The following is a 16,234-nucleotide window of genomic DNA, read 5'->3' as shown; positions in this document are numbered from 1 at the left end:
CCGCTGCACGTACATTTATCGCTGGAACGGCTGCACGTGAAGGTATGACCGACGACAGCGACCGCGACCTCCTCGAAGAACTCGCGAGCCTCCCGACGTTTCACCATCCGACGGCGTCGCCCGACGGCGACGAGGTGGCGATCTACTACGACGTCACGGGACGGAACGAGCTCCACCTGCTCGACGCCGAGACCGGCGAACTGACGCAGGTCAGCGACGGCGAGGTGCCCCGCAACGCCCGCTGGCCCCTCGAATGGGACGCCGACGGCGAGCGGGTGTACTTTCACCTCGACGACGCCGGCAACGAGCAAAACGACGTGTACGCGATCGACCGCGACGGATCGGTCGAGCCCGTCGTCGAGATGGACGGGCAGGTCGCGCTCGCGGACGTCGGCGAGGACGGCGAGACGCTGCTGGTCGGCTCCTCGGCGGGGGGCCAGATGAACCTCTACCGCCACGACCTGTCGACCGGCGAGACGGCGAAGGTGACCGACTACGAGCGCGCCGCCTACGGCGGCCTGCTCTCGCCCGACTGCGACCGGATGGCGTACGCGACCAACGAGACGGACGTCTACGAGAACGTGGACGCGTACGTCGCGAACGTCGACGGCTCGGACCCCCGAAACCTGGAAATCGGAGAGACGGGGGCCGAAGCGGCCCCGGCCGACTGGGGTCCGGACGCCGACCGGCTGCTCGTCTCGGACAACACCGAAGACCTCTCGCGCTGCGGCGTCTACGACCTGGACGCCGACGAAGTGACGTGGTACGGCGACCTCGACGCCGTCGAGGAACCGGTCGCCTTTCTGCCCGACGGCGATCGCTTCCTCGCTCACCGGACGCGCGACGCCGCGGTCGTCCCGCTGGTGTACGACGTCGCGACCGGAGAGGGGCGCGAACTCGACGTCCCCGAGGGCGTCACGCAGTACCACGGTCGTCAGGGCGGCGACCCGGTCCTCGGGGACGACCGCGTGCTGCTCACCCAGACCACCGCCGACCGGCGCCCGGAACTGCTCGCGTACGACCTCGATGCCGACGAGTACGAGCCGCTGCTCGAAGCCGAGTACGGCGACCTCGATCCGGACCGGTTCGCCGACGCCGAGTTCTTCACGTTCGAGAGTCACGACGGGCTGGAGATCGAGGCGCTGCTGTACGACTCGGGCGAACGGCCCTCGCCGGCGATCGTCAAACCCCACGGCGGCCCGCGCGGCCAGGACACCCGAAGCTTCGATCTGTACACCCAGTTCCTCGTCAGCCAGGGGTACAGCGTGCTGGAAGTGAACTACCGCGGCTCGACCGGCCGGGGCCGGGAGTTCGTGGAACTGCTGTACGACGACTGGGGCGGCGACGAGCAGGCCGACATCGCCGAAGGCGCACGGCTACTGGGCGAGAAGGAGTGGATCGACGAGGACCGGATCGCGGCGTTCGGCGGCTCCTACGGCGGCTACTCGACGTACTGCCAGATGACGATGTATCCCGAGCTGTACGACGCCGGCGTGGCCTGGATCGGCCTGACCGACCTGGAGGACATGTACGAGAACACGATGCCCCACTACCGGACGGAGCTGCTGGAGAAGAACATCGGCACGTCCGAGGAGAACCCCGACCTCTACCGCGATCGTAGTCCCGTCACCCACGCCGAGAACCTCTCGGCGCCGCTACTGATGGTCCACGGCGTCAACGACCGCCGCGTCCCCGTCTCGCAGGCCCGTATCTTCCGGGATGAACTGCTCGACCTGGGGTTCGCGGAGGGCGAGGACGGCGACTTCGAGTACGTCGAACTCGGCGAGGAGGGCCACGCCTCGTCGGATATCGACCAGAAGATCCGGCTGTTCGAGATCCTGGCTGACTTCCTGGATCGGCGGCTGTAGGGGCTTTCGACGACGTTTGTGGTGACCAACTGCGGTTGTTCCCCTTCGAGCGGCCGAACACAGCTTTAACACCGCGCCGTCCCAGAGTCGACCCATGAACGTCGTCTCGCTGCTGCCCTCGGGGACCGAGATCGTCTACGCGCTGGGGATCGAGCCGGTCGGCGTCTCCCACGAGTGCGACGTCCCGCCCGAGGCCGCCGAGCGGCCGTCGATCAACCGGTCGCGGATCGACGCCGGGGCGAGCAGCGAGGCGATCAACGAGCAGGTCGTCCGCGCCGAGCGGGACCACGGCGGCGTCTACGAGATCGACGTCGAGGCGCTCGACCGTGCCGACCCGGATCTGATCGTCACGCAGGGGATCTGCGACGTCTGCGCGGTCGACTCGGTGCTCGTCGCCGAGGCCGTCGACCGGATCGACGCCGATCCCGAGATTCTCACTACCGACCCCCACAGCGTCGGGGACGTGCTGGAGGATATCGAGCGGATCGGGCGGGCGACCGGGCGCGAACAGCGCGCCGCGGAGTTGATAGACGACCTCGAAGCCCGCATCGACGCCGTGCGCGATGCCACCGCCAGCGTTCCGGACGCAGAGCGTCCCTCGGTAGCGATCCTCGACTGGATGGACCCGGTGATGGTGGCGGGCCACTGGGTGCCCGAACTGGTCGAGTGGGCGGGCGGCGAGTACGGGCTGGCCGATCCCGGCGCGCGCTCGCGGCCCCGCGAGTGGGGCGAGATCCGCGAATACGACCCGGACGTGCTGATCGCGGCGCCCTGCGGGTTCGACCTCGCCCAGACCCGCGAGAACCTCGACGACCTGACCGCGAGGCCGGGATGGGATGATCTGCGTGCGGTCAAGACCGACCGCGCGTATGCGATGGACGGCCACGAGTTCGTGAACCGCCCGGGGCCGCGGCTGGTCGACACGCTCGAACATCTAGCGGCGCTGCTCCATCCCGACCGAATTTCGGCGTCGGGCGCGGCGGCCGACGGTCGACCGGATCCCTCCGCGGACGTGGTGACGCCGCTCTCCGGTCTCGCGGGTCGCGTCAGTGCGGAAGAAGAGTAGGTTCGACGCCGCTACCAGACCCGGACGATCGGGGTGTCGCAGTTCGGACAGACGAGCGCGTCGGTGTCCTTGTACTCCCCGCGTTCGAGCTCCCCCGAGCAGTCTTCCGTCCAGGGGCACTCGTCGCCCTCCAGGTTCCGGAGGACGCTGCGGTTGTCGACGGTCGCCACGATCAGACACCTCCCTCGATCGCGGGCGGTTGCGGCGTCGGTGCGGAACGCGCGAGTCGGTGAGAGTGTGGTGACATGGTGGTGCGGTGCCGGACGGTGCTCGTCCGGCGTACTCGGTCGGACGTACGAGCGGGAGCCGGTTTGTTATACGGGGGATGCCGACCGAACGGTCGCGAACGGAACGAATAACTCCGGCTTTCGGGGCGACGCCCTGAAACCGCGTACGCTCGCGGAGGTATCGTTCGCCCTCGCCGCGGACGGAGTCACGAGGTAGCGACGCGCCGAGACGCCGCCGAAGGGCCGTGACGCGCGCCCGCTGTCGGTGTCGCGCGAGCGCTGTCGGCATCTTGCTGCAGTTAACTACTCACACGGGCGAGTAACCCGAGATTACACACGATAGTTGGTAGACGATTCTGGCTTTCGAAGGGATGCAACTTCGAGTACCGAGATGGTTAGCGTCCTCGGTCCCGCGGCGAGGTGTCGCGTCTCTCGCTCGCGGCGACACTGCAAGCCTTTTTCAGTGCGACGGCCGTCCGGACGGGTATGAGCGACGCAACGCTGCACACGACGCACGGCGACATCGAGGTCGAGCTGTACGACGAGAAGGTCCCCACGACCGTCGAGAACTTCGTCAACCTCGCGAAACACGACCCGGCCGCGGACGACGAGCCCGCGCCCGAGACGACGACGTGGGAGGACCCCCAGAGCGGCGAGGTGCGGGGCGACGCGCTGTACAACGACGTCGAGTTCCACCGGATCATCGAGGACTTCATGATCCAGGGCGGCGACCCGACCGGCACCGGCCGCGGCGGCCCCGGCTACGAGTTCGAAGACGAGTTCCACGACGACCTCTCTCACGACGGCCCCGGCGTGCTCTCGATGGCCAACAGCGGCCCGGACACGAACGGCTCGCAGTTCTTCATCACGCTGGCCGCCCAGCCCCACCTCGACGGCCGCCACGCCGTCTTCGGCAAGGTCACCGACGGCATGGACGTCGTCGAGGAGCTCGGCTCCGTGCCGACCGACGCGCAGGACAACCCCAACGAGGAGGTTCTGCTGGAGTCCGTAACCGTCCACGACGAGTAACGACGCCGCTCTCGAACCGTCGATATCGCCGCCCCCTTCTTTCGCCCGACGCCGACGTTCTGATAGCTTCGGGACCGCAGTACTGACGCCGCGCAGCGGCGCGCACGGCGTCCGGCTGCGCCGCTATCGACCGTCGATCTCCCGACCGACCGCGTTCGACGTTCGTCCAGTCTTTCACCGTTCCCGCCCGGAGCAATCCGCCGTTGAACCGCTCGAAGAGCATTTAGGTCCTAGAACATTCGACGTTCTCTCGACGAACAGCCGAATAACACAGTTTGTTAAAGAGACACTTCTATAAGTGAACATCCAGTACCCAATATCGTGAAAACGCGGACGTTTGGTTAATCCATCCGCAAACGCCGACACAGACGGAACCTCAAATCATGCCTCACAAAAAAGAGAAGTGGAAGGACGGAATGTACGGCGACGAAGTGCGCGAAAAGCTCCTCGAGTTCGCGGAGAAGGGCTGGGAGTCGATTCCCGACGAAGAGGCCGACAAGTGGTTCTCCCGGTTCAAGTTCTGGGGCGTGTTCCACCAGCGCTCCGGCCAGGAGAGCTACTTCATGATGCGGCTCACCAACTGCGACGGGATGCTCGAACCCGGCCAACTCCGGGCGATCGCCGAGGTCGCCGACGAGTACGCGAAAGGGCCCGTCGAGAACCCCGAGTTCGGCGACGCCTGGATCGACTTCACGACCCGCCAGTCGGTCCAGCTCCACTGGATCAAGCTCGAGGACGTCCCCGAGATCTGGGACAAGCTCGAATCGGTCGGCGTCACGACGCGCTCGGCGGGCGGCGACACGATGCGCAACATCTCGGGCTGTCCCGTCGCCGGCAAGGACGAGAACGAACTCGTCGAGACGCGCGAGCTGCTCGACCGCCTGCAGGAGGACCTGCGGGGCGACGACGCGCTCGCGAACATGCCCCGGAAGTTCAACATCAGCGTCACGGGCTGCTGCGAGGGCTGCGCGCAGGACTCGATCAACGACGTCGGGCTCGAACCCGCCGAGAAGGAGATCGACGGGGAAGCTGTCCGCGGATTCAACGTCCGCGTCGGCGGCGGCCTGGGTGGTCGCGAACCCCGCGAGGCGCGCGAGCTCGACGTGTTCGTCACGCCGGACAACGCCTACGAGCTGGTTCGGGGCTTCGTCGAGCTGTACCACGCGCTTGGCAACCGCGAAAATCGCAACAAGAACCGGGCCCGGTTCTTCGTCGACGACTGGGGCACGACCAAGATCCGCAAGGTGCTCGACGAGCACTACGTCGACTTCGAGCTACGGGAGGCCGGCGAGGACGTCCGCGACGAGTACACGTACAACGCGGGTCGCCCGGTTCAGGCCGGAAAGTCGGATCACGTCGGCGTCCACGACCAGCCCGACGGCCGCAACTACGTCGGCCTGAGCGTGCCGGTCGGCCGGATCACTGCCGAGGAGGCGATCGAGCTCACCGACCTCGCCGAGGAGTACGGCTCGGGCGAGGTGCGGCTCACCCGCCGCCAGAACCCGATCATCATGGACGTTCCCGACGAGGATCTGGACGCGCTCTTGGAGGAGACGCTGCTGGAAACCCACAAGCCCGAGCCGAACCCGTTCCAGCGCGGCGCCGTCGCCTGCACGGGCACGGAGTTCTGCGGGCTCGCGCTCACGGAGACGAAGGCGCGCATGGCCCGCATGCTGCGCTGGCTCCGCGAGAACGTCGACCTGCAGGACGACGTCGAGCGCATCAAGATCCACTACTCGGGCTGCACGGCCGACTGCGGGCAGGCGATGACCGCGGACATCGGCCTTCAGGGAATGCGCGCCCGGAAGGACGGCGAGATGGTCGAGGCGATGGACGTCGGCGTCGGCGGCGGCATCGGCGAGGAGCCGACGTTCATCGACTGGATCCGCCAGCGCGTCCCCGCCGACGAGGTGCCGGGGCTGATCAAGAATCTCACCCAGGCGTTCGCCGCCCACCGCCAGGAGGGCCAGACGTTCCGCCAGTGGGTCGAGGCCACCGGCGAGGAGGCGCTGGTCGAGCTGGCCGAGCCCGAGGAGGCCGACGGGTACGAGGATCCTTGCCTCAACGACGCCAAGCAGTCGTGGTACCCCTTCGCCGACGGCGAGAGCCCGGCGCCGACCGATCCGAGCGGCGAGCCGCTTCCGTCCGACGATTAATCGGTCGCGAGTGCTCGTACGGGCCGAGTGATCGTGATATCGGACGAATAGTCCGACGACTGACGCCCGTTTCTTCCGCTGCGCCCATCTTCCGATTCGGGATCGGACGAGACTCCGAACAGTCCCGCCCGTGCGCTGTCCGGATCGGCGCGGACGCCGCTCCGCGATAATAGTGTTTTAGGACGTACGCGGATTAATACTGTATACATACAGAACTCTTATCTGTTGGTCTACGTTCGTCCAGAGCAAATGAGTGAAGACAACCACTCGGGCACTGTTGGGCCGCACTCGGTGCGCGCTCGCGTCGACAACGCGGCCGAGAGCATCGGCCGGGTCTGGCCGCTGTACGCAGACGTGGCGGCCAACCCGCTGTCGGGATTCGAGGATCTGCCGTTCGACGAGGCGGTGACGCGGGGCGAAGCGCTCTACGGCGGCCGCGGCTACCCGCCCGCCGACTACTTCCGGCGGGCCTGGGAGCGCGGCGAGATCGACCCCGATCTGCTGTCCGAGCGCCTCGCTGCCGCCGGGTTCGAGGACGACCCCGAGGCGCTGCTCGACCGGATGGCGGACGCCGAAGACGAATCTCCGGGCGAGGCTGGCGACGACCCCCTCGACCGGCTGCTCTCGAAGTGGCTCGCCGCATTCCTCGATCAGGGCGAGACCGCGTGGGCCATGCCGAACCGGGAGGAGGGGTTCTACGCGGCCTGGAGCGCCCTCGCGAAGTACGACGCCGACATCCCCGCGTCGGAGACGCCGGTGGCGTCGTTCTACCGCGACCGGCTGACCGACCTGCCCGACACGGCGATGGAGGCGCTGTACGCCGTCCTCGCCGACCACTCCGAGGAGCGCTGGGAGGAGATCTTCGAGCACCACCTCGCTGCGCTGCCGGGCTGGACCGGGCTGATCAAGCAGCGCGAGCAAGACGAGAACAACCCCTGGCAGGACGCCTACCCGATCACGCTGGTCGACTACCTCGCGGTGCGCCTGATCCTCGCCAAGCACATGGGCGAGCCGATCGCGCCCGAGGCGAGCGCCGAGTCCACGGGCGACGCGGACGAGGAGCCGCCGCTCCCCGAGGTCTGGCTCGACGCCTGGGAGGAGAGCTACCGGCGGGATCTCGTCGACGCCGTCGACGCGTCGGTCGGCGCGTCGACGTCGGGTTCCGAGGCGGACGCCGACGCGCCGACGCCGAGGTCCGCCGACGCCGCGGCGGCGACGGCGTCGCCCGACGGCGGCGAGACGGTGGCCGACGCAGACCCGGAACCGGCGTCCAGCGGCGGCGACGTCGACGCGCCGGCCGCCCAGCTCGTGTTCTGCATCGACACCCGCTCGGAGATCATCCGGCGGCACATCGAGGACTCCGGGCCCTACGAGACCCACGGGTACGCCGGCTTCTTCGGCATCCCGATCAGACACGAGGAGTACGGCGAGCACGTCTCGACCGACTCCTGCCCGGTGATGGTCGATCCCAAGCACCGCGTCGCCGAGCGTCCGACCGAGGACGCGCCGGCCGAGCGCCACGACCGCTGGAGTTCGCTGTCCCACGCGGGCCACAAGCTGATGAAGTCGCTCAAGAACGACGTCGCGGGCGCGTTCGGCTTCGTCGAGGGCGCCGGCGGGTTCTTCGGCGCGGCGCTGACCGCCCGGACCCTGCTGCCCTCGCGGATGTACGACCTCCGGGAGAACGCGGGCGCGCCGCGTGACGAGGCGTTCTGCGAGCCCGGCGTCGACCATCCCGACGAGGCGGGCGAGGACGACTCCGAACCCGGGACCGCGTCGCCGCCCGCCGACGAGCTGTCTTCGGAGACGGCCGCCGAGGAGACGCTCGCGCTCGAACCCGAACACGACCTCCCGGCGGGGATCTCGACCGAGCAGCGCACCTACTACGCCGAGGCCGCCTTCGATCTGATGGGCTGGGACGAGTTTGCACCGGTCGTCGTGTTCGCCGGCCACGCCAGCCAGACGGTGAACAACCCCTACGAGTCGAGCATCGACTGCGGCGCCTGCGCCGGCAGCTCCGGCGTCCCGAACGCCCGCGCGCTGGCCGAGATCTGCAACGACCCCGAGGTCCGCGCGAACCTGCGCGAGCGCGGCCACGAGATCCCCGAGGAGACGGTGTTCGTCGCCGCCGAGCACAACACGACGACCGACGAGGTCACCCTCTTTGCCGACGCGGACGCCCGGGAGCGCCATCCCGACGTGTTCGAGCGGCTCGAAGCGGATCTCGAGACGGCCCGAGAGGGTGCGACCGCCGAGCGCGTCGAGACGATCGACGGCGAGGCGCCCGCCGAGAGCGCGCGGGAGACCGAGCGTCGCGCGGCCGACTGGGCCGAACCGCGCCCCGAGATCGGCCTCTCGGGTAACGCCGGGTTCGTCATCGGACGCCGCGAGCTGACCAGCGACGCCGACCTCGACGGGCGCGCCTTCCTCCACACGTACGACTGGGCGACCGACCCCGACGGCGACGCCCTCGAGAACATCATGGTCGGACCGCTGGTCGTCGTCCAGATGATCAGCGCCCAGTACTACTTCTCGACGGTCGACAACGACGTCTACGGGAGCGGCACGAAGGTCACGCACAACCCCGTCGGGAAGGTCGGCGTCTACCAGGGCAACGGCGGCGACATCCGGATGGGGCTGCCGTTCCAGTCGCTCCACGACGACGCCGGCGAGGCGTACCACTCGCCGCTGCGCCTGACGACGCTGATTCAGGCGCCCGTCGATCGGATCGAACGGATCCTCAGCGAGAACGAGGCGGTCCGCCGACTCTTCGACAACGGTTGGCTGAAACTGACCGTGCTGGACCCCGAACGAGGGAACGAGGCGTTCCACTACCGGGGCGATCTGGAGTGGGAGTCCGAGCGGGAGGTCCCGCCCGCCGCCGCGCCGCCGGCGTCCGCGGACTGAGAACCGACCGGTCGGGCCGTTCTTCGGCGACGGTTTCTCGACGGGGGCGCACCGGCATCACTGAGCGCACGAAAGAACTGGACGTGCGAACACAGTTTGTCCATATATAGCTCTGTTTTAGGGATTAAACGATCGCAGTTGGTCTTATACAGAGGATTTAACCGATACAATGGACATTTGATGAGTAGAAACGGATGTCCGCCAAACGTGTGAACTGGTTGCCGAGCGCATCGACTCGCCTCGTCTGGGCGCTGTTCGTCGTCAACGCGGCCGTCGCCGCGTGGATGGCGGGGCCGGGGGGCGTACTGACGATCGACGGAATCGTCCGCATCGACGGGCTGACCGCGGTCATGTGGGTGGCGGTCGCCTTCTTCAGCGGGATCGTCCACAGCTTCTCGCGTCGGTACATGGCCGCCGATCCCGACGTCGAGCGCTTCTTCGGCCTCGTCTTCCTGCTGACGCTGGTCGTCATGCTGCTGACCGCGGCCGACCACGTCGCCCTCTTTGTTCTGGCGTGGACGTCGATGGGGCTGATCATGGCCGACCTGATCGGCCACGTCCGGGACTGGCCGCAGGCCGACGCCGCCGGCGGGCTCGCGCGCCGGTACTTCCTCGCCGGAAGCGTCCTGCTCGGGGCCGGGCTGGCCGTTCTGAGCGCGGCGACCGGGGCGACCGCCATCTCCGAAATCCTGGCGAACGTGGCGGGCCTGTCGCCCGCCACCACCGCCGTCGCCGCCGGGCTGATCCTGAGCGCCGCGATGATCCAGTCCGCGCTGTTCCCGTTCCACAATTGGCTACTGTCGTCGATGACCGCCCCGACGCCCGCCTCCGCGATGATGCACGCCGGCTTCGTCAACGCCGGCGGCGTCCTGCTGAGCCGGCTGGCGCCCGTGTTCGCCGGCGACGTCGTCGTCATGCTCGTGGTCGTCGTCGCCGGCGCGGTCAGCGCCGTGCTCGCGCAGGCGTGGATGCTGGTCAAGCCCTCCGCGAAGGGGCGGCTCGGCTGCTCGACCGTGGCCCAGATGGGCTTTATGATCCTGCAGTGCGGGCTCGGCTTCTTCGCCGCGGCCGTCACGCACCTGATCGTCCACGGGTTCTACAAGGCGTACATGTTCCTCTCGGTCGGTTCCCGCGTCGAGAAGGTCCCGCCGAAGAAATCGAAGAAGGGTGCCGGATCGAAAGCGCTCACGTTCGGCGTCGGCGTCCTCGCGGCGATCGCCGCCGGCGTGCTGTTCGCCCAGCTCACCGGTAAGAGCCTGACTGGGCCGGGGACGGGCGTGTTCCTCACCGCGATCGTCGTGCTCTCGGCGCTGCGGGGCACCCGGACGCTCGTCGGGCAGGCGTCGCTATCGCCGCTGGCCCGCGCGGTGGCGATCCCGCTGTCCCTGCTGCCCGCCGTCGCGGTGTACGCCGGAATCTACAACGGCATCTCCGCGATGATGGGCGGGCTGCCGATGATCCATCCCCACCTGGAGATGACGCCGATCCACTGGCTCGTGCTGGGGCTGTTCGTGCTCGGCCACATCGCGCTCGAAACCGGCTGGCACCGCGAGAACGGTCGCCTCTACGTCGCGTTGCTGAACTCCTCCCAGCCCGATCCGAAGACGATCCCGACGCGGAGCGAGTAGCGCGAGCGATCGGCAGCTCCCTGTGGTCCTTCTTTTTCGGCTGCACTCGACGGCCCGATCAGTGGAACCGCGAATCCAACGTCTGCAGAAAGACATCCGCGCACATCGAACTTATCCAACTGGCACCAGGGTTATACGTCTACTCGATACACTGCTGATATGGACAAGAACCTCCCCCTCGCCGTCCTCTGTGGGCTGTTAGTGGGACTCGGTACGTACTGGTTTCTCTCCACTAACTGGTTTATCGGGGCAGGGATAGCGGCGGTTTACGCTGGTGCGGGGTACTTCTATTTTGCATACGATATTTCCCTCCTTGGCAGTGCTACCCAATTCGACAACCCAATAGACAAGCTCGGCTACGCTATTGGCCTGTTCGGCCTCTGTGTGAGTCCGATGGCGCTCGCACAGTACTACGGGCAACAAGGCGATACGACGCTCCCATTTGTGGTTTTATTCATGGGAACGATTGCGTTTCTGCTTTTCATCTCGGAAGCCCAACGACAGAACGAACACCGGCACTAACACACGCCATCGAGGAGTGACGCAGTACGTCTGAAGGCGCCGCGATACTACTTCTATTCGGTGGCGTACGAGAACACGCTATGAACTGCTCTACCGACATCGACCGGCAACAAGCGGAACCAAGCTGCGTAGAACGGAACCGCCAGTATCGATAGAACCGTAAGAAGAAATCGGCTACCGCGCGGCGGCGCCTACCAGCGCTTGTACGGCAGGAACTTCCCGTCGTACGTGATAACGACGTGGTCGCCCTCCGGGTGGGGCTCCTTGTCCACGCTGACCTCGAAGTCGATCGCGCTCATGATGCCGTCGCCGAACTCCTCGTGGATGAGCGCCTTCATCGCCGGCCCGTACACCTGCGGGACCTCGTAGAAGCGGTAGAGACACGGGTCCGACGGGATCGTCGGCTCGCCCTGGCCCTTCATCGGCGGCTTCTGGAGCTCCTCGACGACGTCGCGACCGAGGTCGAGCACCTCCGCGAACGCCATCGCGTCGTCTTTCGTCATGCTCGCGGCGTCGTAGGTCGCCGACGCGAGGAACGTCTTGTCGCCGCCCACCTGCTCGGCGATGTCCGAGAACGTCATTCCTTTCTCCTCTTTGGCCGCGAGGATCTTGCTGCGCGTCTCCGACTTGTCGTTGATCTCGTTGCGTGGGATCATTTCCCATCTGCGAGGTTGCAGAGGATATATTAAAGTTTTCTCCTGATATTAGGGGTAGTCTGCTAGTGTAAATGGACTATATTAGGATGTTCGTCCAGGTATAACTCAAAAATATGGATATGCGTCGCTCCAAAGACGGTACGGTGGCGATCACTCGTACGGGCCAGTACTGGGGCTGGCGACGTACAATGAACCGAAATCACCCGCTTCGAGAGCTTTCGCGGGTACTCTCGACGTGCTCCGCGGGCGCAGGTGCGACCCGAGTTTCGGCGTCGGTCCCTCGACTCGCTACCAGAAGCTGGGTGCCCGTCCGGGACGGCGGGTCGATTCGCGGAATAACCCCTTTGTGGCATAATAGTGGTTAAGGCGAAAGCAGGCATCCAAGGATTAGCGTTATATGTGTTCAATTGATTCTCGGAACTGGAAACAAATGACCGAAACGACTGCTAACGTGGGCAGCAGCGTACGGACGTCAACCGTAGTGCGGTCCGGTGCGACCGAAGCGAGGTGGTACTGACCATGTACAGCGAAACCATCGAGGACGTCTCGGGCGCGGCGGCCGCGCAGATGGAGTTGATCAACAAACGCTTACTGGCGTACCTCGCGCACTCGGCGCTAGCCGGGGCCTACCTCGGCTTCGGGGTCGCGATCGCCTTCATCTTCGCGGGCGATCTCATGGGGACCCAGTTCGAGCCGTTCCAGGGCATCGTGATGGGCGCCAGCTTCGGGATCGCGCTGTCGCTGGTCATCATGGCGGGCTCGGAGCTGTTTACGGGCAACGCGATGATCATGACGATCGGTCAGCTCACCGGCCGCGTCCCCGCGGGCGCGACGTTGAAGGTCTGGGCGTGGTCGTGGATCGGCAACCTGATCGGCTCGGTGATCATCGCCGCGATGCTCGTCGGCTCGGGAACGCTGCCGACCGAACCGTTCGCGGCCATCGGCGCCGCCAAGATGACCATGGCTCCCCTGGAGCTGTTCCTCCGGGCGATGCTGTGTAACTGGCTGATCGTGCTCGCCGTGTGGTGTAACTTCCGCCTGGAGAACCCGGTCGCCAAGCTCATCATGATCTTCTGGTGCCTGCTGGTGTTCATCGGCGCCGGCTTCGAGCACAGCATCGCCAACATGGCGATCCTGACCTCGGCGAACCTCCTGCCAATCGCGGACCCGGCGGTCTCGTGGTCGGGCATGGCGTACAACATCGCGATCGTCACGGCCGGCAACGTCGCCAGCGGCGTGTTCTGCCTGGGCGCCGTCTACTACTACATCTCCACCTCGTACGGCATCGAGTACGAGTGGAGCATGGAGGACAACGTCGCGATGAACGTCGGCGCCGGCACCGCGGCCTCCCAGGACGACGACTGATCGTTCGATCGGAAACGAATCCCCTTTTTCGACGTGCGGCGAAAACGGCTGGCGAATTCGGTCGGGCTCGGTATCGGAGGTCGGAGCGGTCGGACCCCGGCGCTCTCGGCTACGGGCCGGAGATCCGACGGCCACCGGCCGAACCGCCGGCGGTCGCCGTCGCTGCCGGACGGTTGACGTTCGACCAATCATTAACCGTCTTGATGAAGCTATTACTGGTTATCCGGGATTGTACTGTATGAATTTGGCCGTTTCAGCCGTTTAGATCGATAGACCTAAGTTCGCACAGGTTGGCCATTCATCCGAGAAGGCAGACGAGATATGAACATGAAGTCAGCAAACTTGGAAATAGGGTTTGGATTTGGCACCGATACGCGGGAAAACAGTATTTGTTCAACCACTCGCCGCTTTGTCGCCGCGGTCGGTGGACGACCTCGCGTCGACGCCCCCGGAAACTGGACGAAGCGTCACCGTTCGACGGGCGCGGAGGGGGGTACCTAGGATGTACGAGGACTCTCTGACCGACATCAGCGACGCCGCTGCCGCGCAGGTCGAGCTCATCAAGAAGAGCCTCCCGGCGTACCTGGTCCACTCCGGGATGGCGGGCGTGTACATCGCCTTCGCCGTCGTGATGACGTTCATCTTCGGCCAGTCGCTGTACCAGACGGTGTTCGAGCCGGTCCGCGGCATCGTGATGGCCGCGGTGTTCGGCATCGCGCTGTCGCTGGTCATCGTCGCGGGCTCGGAGCTGTTCACGGGCAACGCGATGATCATGTCCGTCGGCGCGCTCACCGATCGCACGACGTGGAGCGACCTCGGCACGGTCTGGAGCGTTTCCTGGATCGGCAACCTCATGGGCTCGATGCTGATCGTCGGGCTGGCGTTCCTCGCGGGCGTGTTCCCCGACGGCTCGCTGCTCGCGTCGGTCGGCAGTTACAAGATGAACGCGCCCGCGATCGAGCTGTTCACCCGCGCGATCCTCTGTAACTGGCTGGTCGTGCTCGCCGTGTGGAGCAACTTCCAGCTGGAGAACCCGGTCGCCAAGCTCATCATGGTCTGGTGGTGCCTGCTGGCGTTCGTCGGCTCCGGCTTCGAGCACAGCATCGCCAACATGAGCATCCTCGGGCTGGCGAACGTCGTCGTCCCGGGCGCCGCCGGCGTCTCCTGGCAGGGGATGGCGTACAACCTCACCATCGTCACGGCGGGCAACATCGTCAGCGGCGTCGTCTGCATGGGCGCCGCCTACTACTACGTGACGTCGTCGTACGGCTACTCCTGGAACTGGGGCCTCGAAGACACCTCGACCCAGACCGGGAACGTCGTCGTCAGCGACGACGACTGACCGGCGGGCCGCTCTTTCGATCGAACACCGAAACCTGAAAGTCGGAACGACCCCAGATACGAACAATGAGCGACCTCGATGCCGAGATCCAGGATCCCAGCGACGTCGGGAGCGCCGACGCCCCGCCGGTCGAGGAGAAGCCCTACAAGATCATCTTCGAGGCGAACAAGTGCTTCGGCGCGGGCAAGTGCGCCGAGGTCTCGAAGAACTGGGAGATGGACCTCAAAAGCGAGATGGCCAAACCCCGCTCGTACTACGTCGGCGAGGACGATCTCGATCACAACGTCCGGGCGGCGGAGGTCTGTCCCGCCAAGAAGGGCGATGGCTGCATCCACGTGATCGACCGGCGGACCGACGAGGAGCTCGCTCCCGACCCCCACGGCGACGGGACGCTGTCGGTCGACTGGTAAGCGAAACCCACTTGCCACAGAGGCGGCAATCCGCATCTGCGCGAGGGTGGCTGAGCTAGGCCAAAGGCGGCGGACTTAAGATCCGCTCCCTTAGGGGTCCATGGGTTCGAATCCCATCCCTCGCATTGCTGCGGCGAACAACTCCGTGAGCCGCAGCAATCTCACGGAGGGGATTCGAACGAGAGGAGTCGCAGCGCCCGAACCGAGTGAGGGCGACCGTCTCCGCGTAGTTCAAATCCCATTCCTCGCATTTTTCGGCTCGACCGAACGGGGGAGCGGTGGCAATGAATGGGATACTGGTTGTGCCACTAATCTGGGTGTTACCGTGTCACAAGGAATACGTCCCTGGGGTTTCTGGCACTTGGTATGAGCGTCGTCGTCGAGTTCGGACTCGACAGCAGCGAGTTCGAGCTCGGACGCATCCTCGAACTCGAAGCGGGCGAGGAGCTAGAGCTCGAAGCGGTAATTCCCACCGGCGAGCGCGCGATTCCGTCGTTCTGGACCGACGGCGTCGACGCCGACGCGTTCGAGCGCCGCGTCCGCGATCACGGGGCCGTCGAGGAACTGATCGCGGTCCAGACGCTGGAGGCGCGACGCCTGTACACGCTCGAGTGGGACCGACGGGCCGACCGCGTGATCGGGGGGATCGGCGCGGAGGGGGGCCAGTTGCTGCAGGCGACCGGCGAAGCCGAAGACTGGCAGTTTCAGGTCAGATTCCCCGCGCGCAACGCGCTGTCGGCCTATCAATCGCAGCTTCGCGACGGCGGACTCGATCCCTCGATCCGGCGGGTGTACACACCGGACGAACCGGACGGGACGGCGGGCTACGGGCTCACCGATTGCCAGCACGAGACGCTGACGCTCGCCGTCGAGCGGGGGTACTACGACGTCCCTCGCCGCTCTTCGACGGCCGATCTGGGAGCGGAGCTGGATGTCTCCGATCAGGCCGTCACCGAGCGGCTGCGTCGGGGCACCGACGCGCTGGTGTCGAACACGCTGTTGGCGGGCGACAACGGATAGCTGCGCCGGGAGATGAATTAGTATATGTGTCGGGCCCG

At 66.1% G+C, this 16,234-nt stretch carries 13 protein-coding genes and 1 tRNA gene; 12 read left to right on the top strand and 2 right to left on the bottom strand.

Annotated elements, in window-relative coordinates:
• Positions 1 to 44 precede the first annotated feature (44 nt).
• A complete protein-coding gene (locus ABDZ81_RS04645; RefSeq protein WP_343772705.1) occupies positions 45 to 1,868 on the top strand; it encodes a S9 family peptidase in 1,824 nt (607 codons plus the stop codon).
• A 94-nt stretch (positions 1,869 to 1,962) separates the two neighbouring features.
• Positions 1,963 to 2,934: a cobalamin-binding protein gene (locus ABDZ81_RS04640; protein WP_343772703.1), complete on the top strand. Its 972-nt coding sequence runs from the start codon at positions 1,963 to 1,965 to the stop codon at positions 2,932 to 2,934.
• Positions 2,935 to 2,945: 11 nt separating this feature from the next.
• On the opposite strand, the gene ABDZ81_RS04635 is transcribed toward ABDZ81_RS04640, so the two are convergent.
• On the bottom strand, positions 2,946 to 3,104 hold the full coding sequence (locus tag ABDZ81_RS04635) for an HVO_A0556 family zinc finger protein (RefSeq protein WP_343772702.1): 159 nt from the start codon (positions 3,102 to 3,104) through the stop codon (positions 2,946 to 2,948).
• Positions 3,105 to 3,647: 543 nt separating this feature from the next.
• On the opposite strand from ABDZ81_RS04635, the gene ABDZ81_RS04630 reads away from it, so the two are divergent.
• The 5 genes from ABDZ81_RS04630 (at position 3,648) to ABDZ81_RS04610 (ending at position 11,403) form a co-directional block, all read left to right on the top strand.
• On the top strand, positions 3,648 to 4,190 hold the full coding sequence (locus ABDZ81_RS04630) for a peptidylprolyl isomerase (RefSeq protein WP_343772701.1): 543 nt from the start codon (positions 3,648 to 3,650) through the stop codon (positions 4,188 to 4,190).
• Between the two features lie 383 nt (positions 4,191 to 4,573).
• The gene (locus ABDZ81_RS04625) at positions 4,574 to 6,346 is read left to right on the top strand and encodes a nitrite/sulfite reductase (RefSeq protein ID WP_343772700.1); all 1,773 of its coding nucleotides are present in this window, start codon (positions 4,574 to 4,576) and stop codon (positions 6,344 to 6,346) included.
• A 249-nt stretch (positions 6,347 to 6,595) separates the two neighbouring features.
• A complete protein-coding gene (locus ABDZ81_RS04620) occupies positions 6,596 to 9,253 on the top strand; it encodes a DUF2309 domain-containing protein (protein WP_343772699.1) in 2,658 nt (885 codons plus the stop codon).
• 194 nt (positions 9,254 to 9,447) lie between these two features.
• Positions 9,448 to 10,881, top strand: a complete 1,434-nt coding sequence (locus tag ABDZ81_RS04615) for a proton-conducting transporter transmembrane domain-containing protein (protein WP_343772698.1) — start codon at positions 9,448 to 9,450, stop codon at positions 10,879 to 10,881.
• A 159-nt stretch (positions 10,882 to 11,040) separates the two neighbouring features.
• Positions 11,041 to 11,403 (top strand): hypothetical protein, encoded by a 363-nt coding sequence (locus tag ABDZ81_RS04610; protein WP_343772697.1) that lies wholly within the window; start codon positions 11,041 to 11,043, stop codon positions 11,401 to 11,403.
• A gap of 191 nt (positions 11,404 to 11,594) precedes the next feature.
• Here the strand turns inward: ABDZ81_RS04610 and cynS are convergent, their stop codons facing one another.
• Positions 11,595 to 12,059, bottom strand: coding sequence for a cyanase (cynS, locus tag ABDZ81_RS04605; protein WP_343772696.1), 465 nt, complete (start codon positions 12,057 to 12,059; stop codon positions 11,595 to 11,597).
• A 519-nt stretch (positions 12,060 to 12,578) separates the two neighbouring features.
• Between cynS and ABDZ81_RS04600 the strand changes: the two genes are divergently transcribed.
• The 5 genes from ABDZ81_RS04600 to ABDZ81_RS04580 all read left to right on the top strand — a co-directional run bounded on the left by ABDZ81_RS04600 (position 12,579) and on the right by ABDZ81_RS04580 (position 16,196).
• Complete coding sequence (locus ABDZ81_RS04600; protein ID WP_256391834.1) at positions 12,579 to 13,424, top strand: formate/nitrite transporter family protein; 846 nt, start codon at positions 12,579 to 12,581, stop codon at positions 13,422 to 13,424.
• A 502-nt stretch (positions 13,425 to 13,926) separates the two neighbouring features.
• The gene (locus tag ABDZ81_RS04595) at positions 13,927 to 14,766 is read left to right on the top strand and encodes a formate/nitrite transporter family protein (RefSeq protein ID WP_343772695.1); all 840 of its coding nucleotides are present in this window, start codon (positions 13,927 to 13,929) and stop codon (positions 14,764 to 14,766) included.
• A 65-nt stretch (positions 14,767 to 14,831) separates the two neighbouring features.
• On the top strand, positions 14,832 to 15,176 hold the full coding sequence (locus ABDZ81_RS04590; RefSeq protein WP_343772694.1) for a ferredoxin: 345 nt from the start codon (positions 14,832 to 14,834) through the stop codon (positions 15,174 to 15,176).
• 40 nt (positions 15,177 to 15,216) lie between these two features.
• Positions 15,217 to 15,301, top strand: a tRNA-Leu gene (locus tag ABDZ81_RS04585).
• A 241-nt stretch (positions 15,302 to 15,542) separates the two neighbouring features.
• Positions 15,543 to 16,196: a helix-turn-helix domain-containing protein gene (locus tag ABDZ81_RS04580; protein ID WP_343772693.1), complete on the top strand. Its 654-nt coding sequence runs from the start codon at positions 15,543 to 15,545 to the stop codon at positions 16,194 to 16,196.
• Positions 16,197 to 16,234 lie beyond the last annotated feature (38 nt).

Origin of the sequence: Natronoarchaeum mannanilyticum (assembly GCF_039522665.1) — an archaeon.
In the GTDB taxonomy this organism is placed as follows: Archaea; Halobacteriota; Halobacteria; order Halobacteriales; family Natronoarchaeaceae; genus Natronoarchaeum; species Natronoarchaeum mannanilyticum.
The sequence above is the reverse complement of the archived record's forward strand: the minus strand, read 5'-3'. Positions and strand labels throughout refer to the sequence as shown.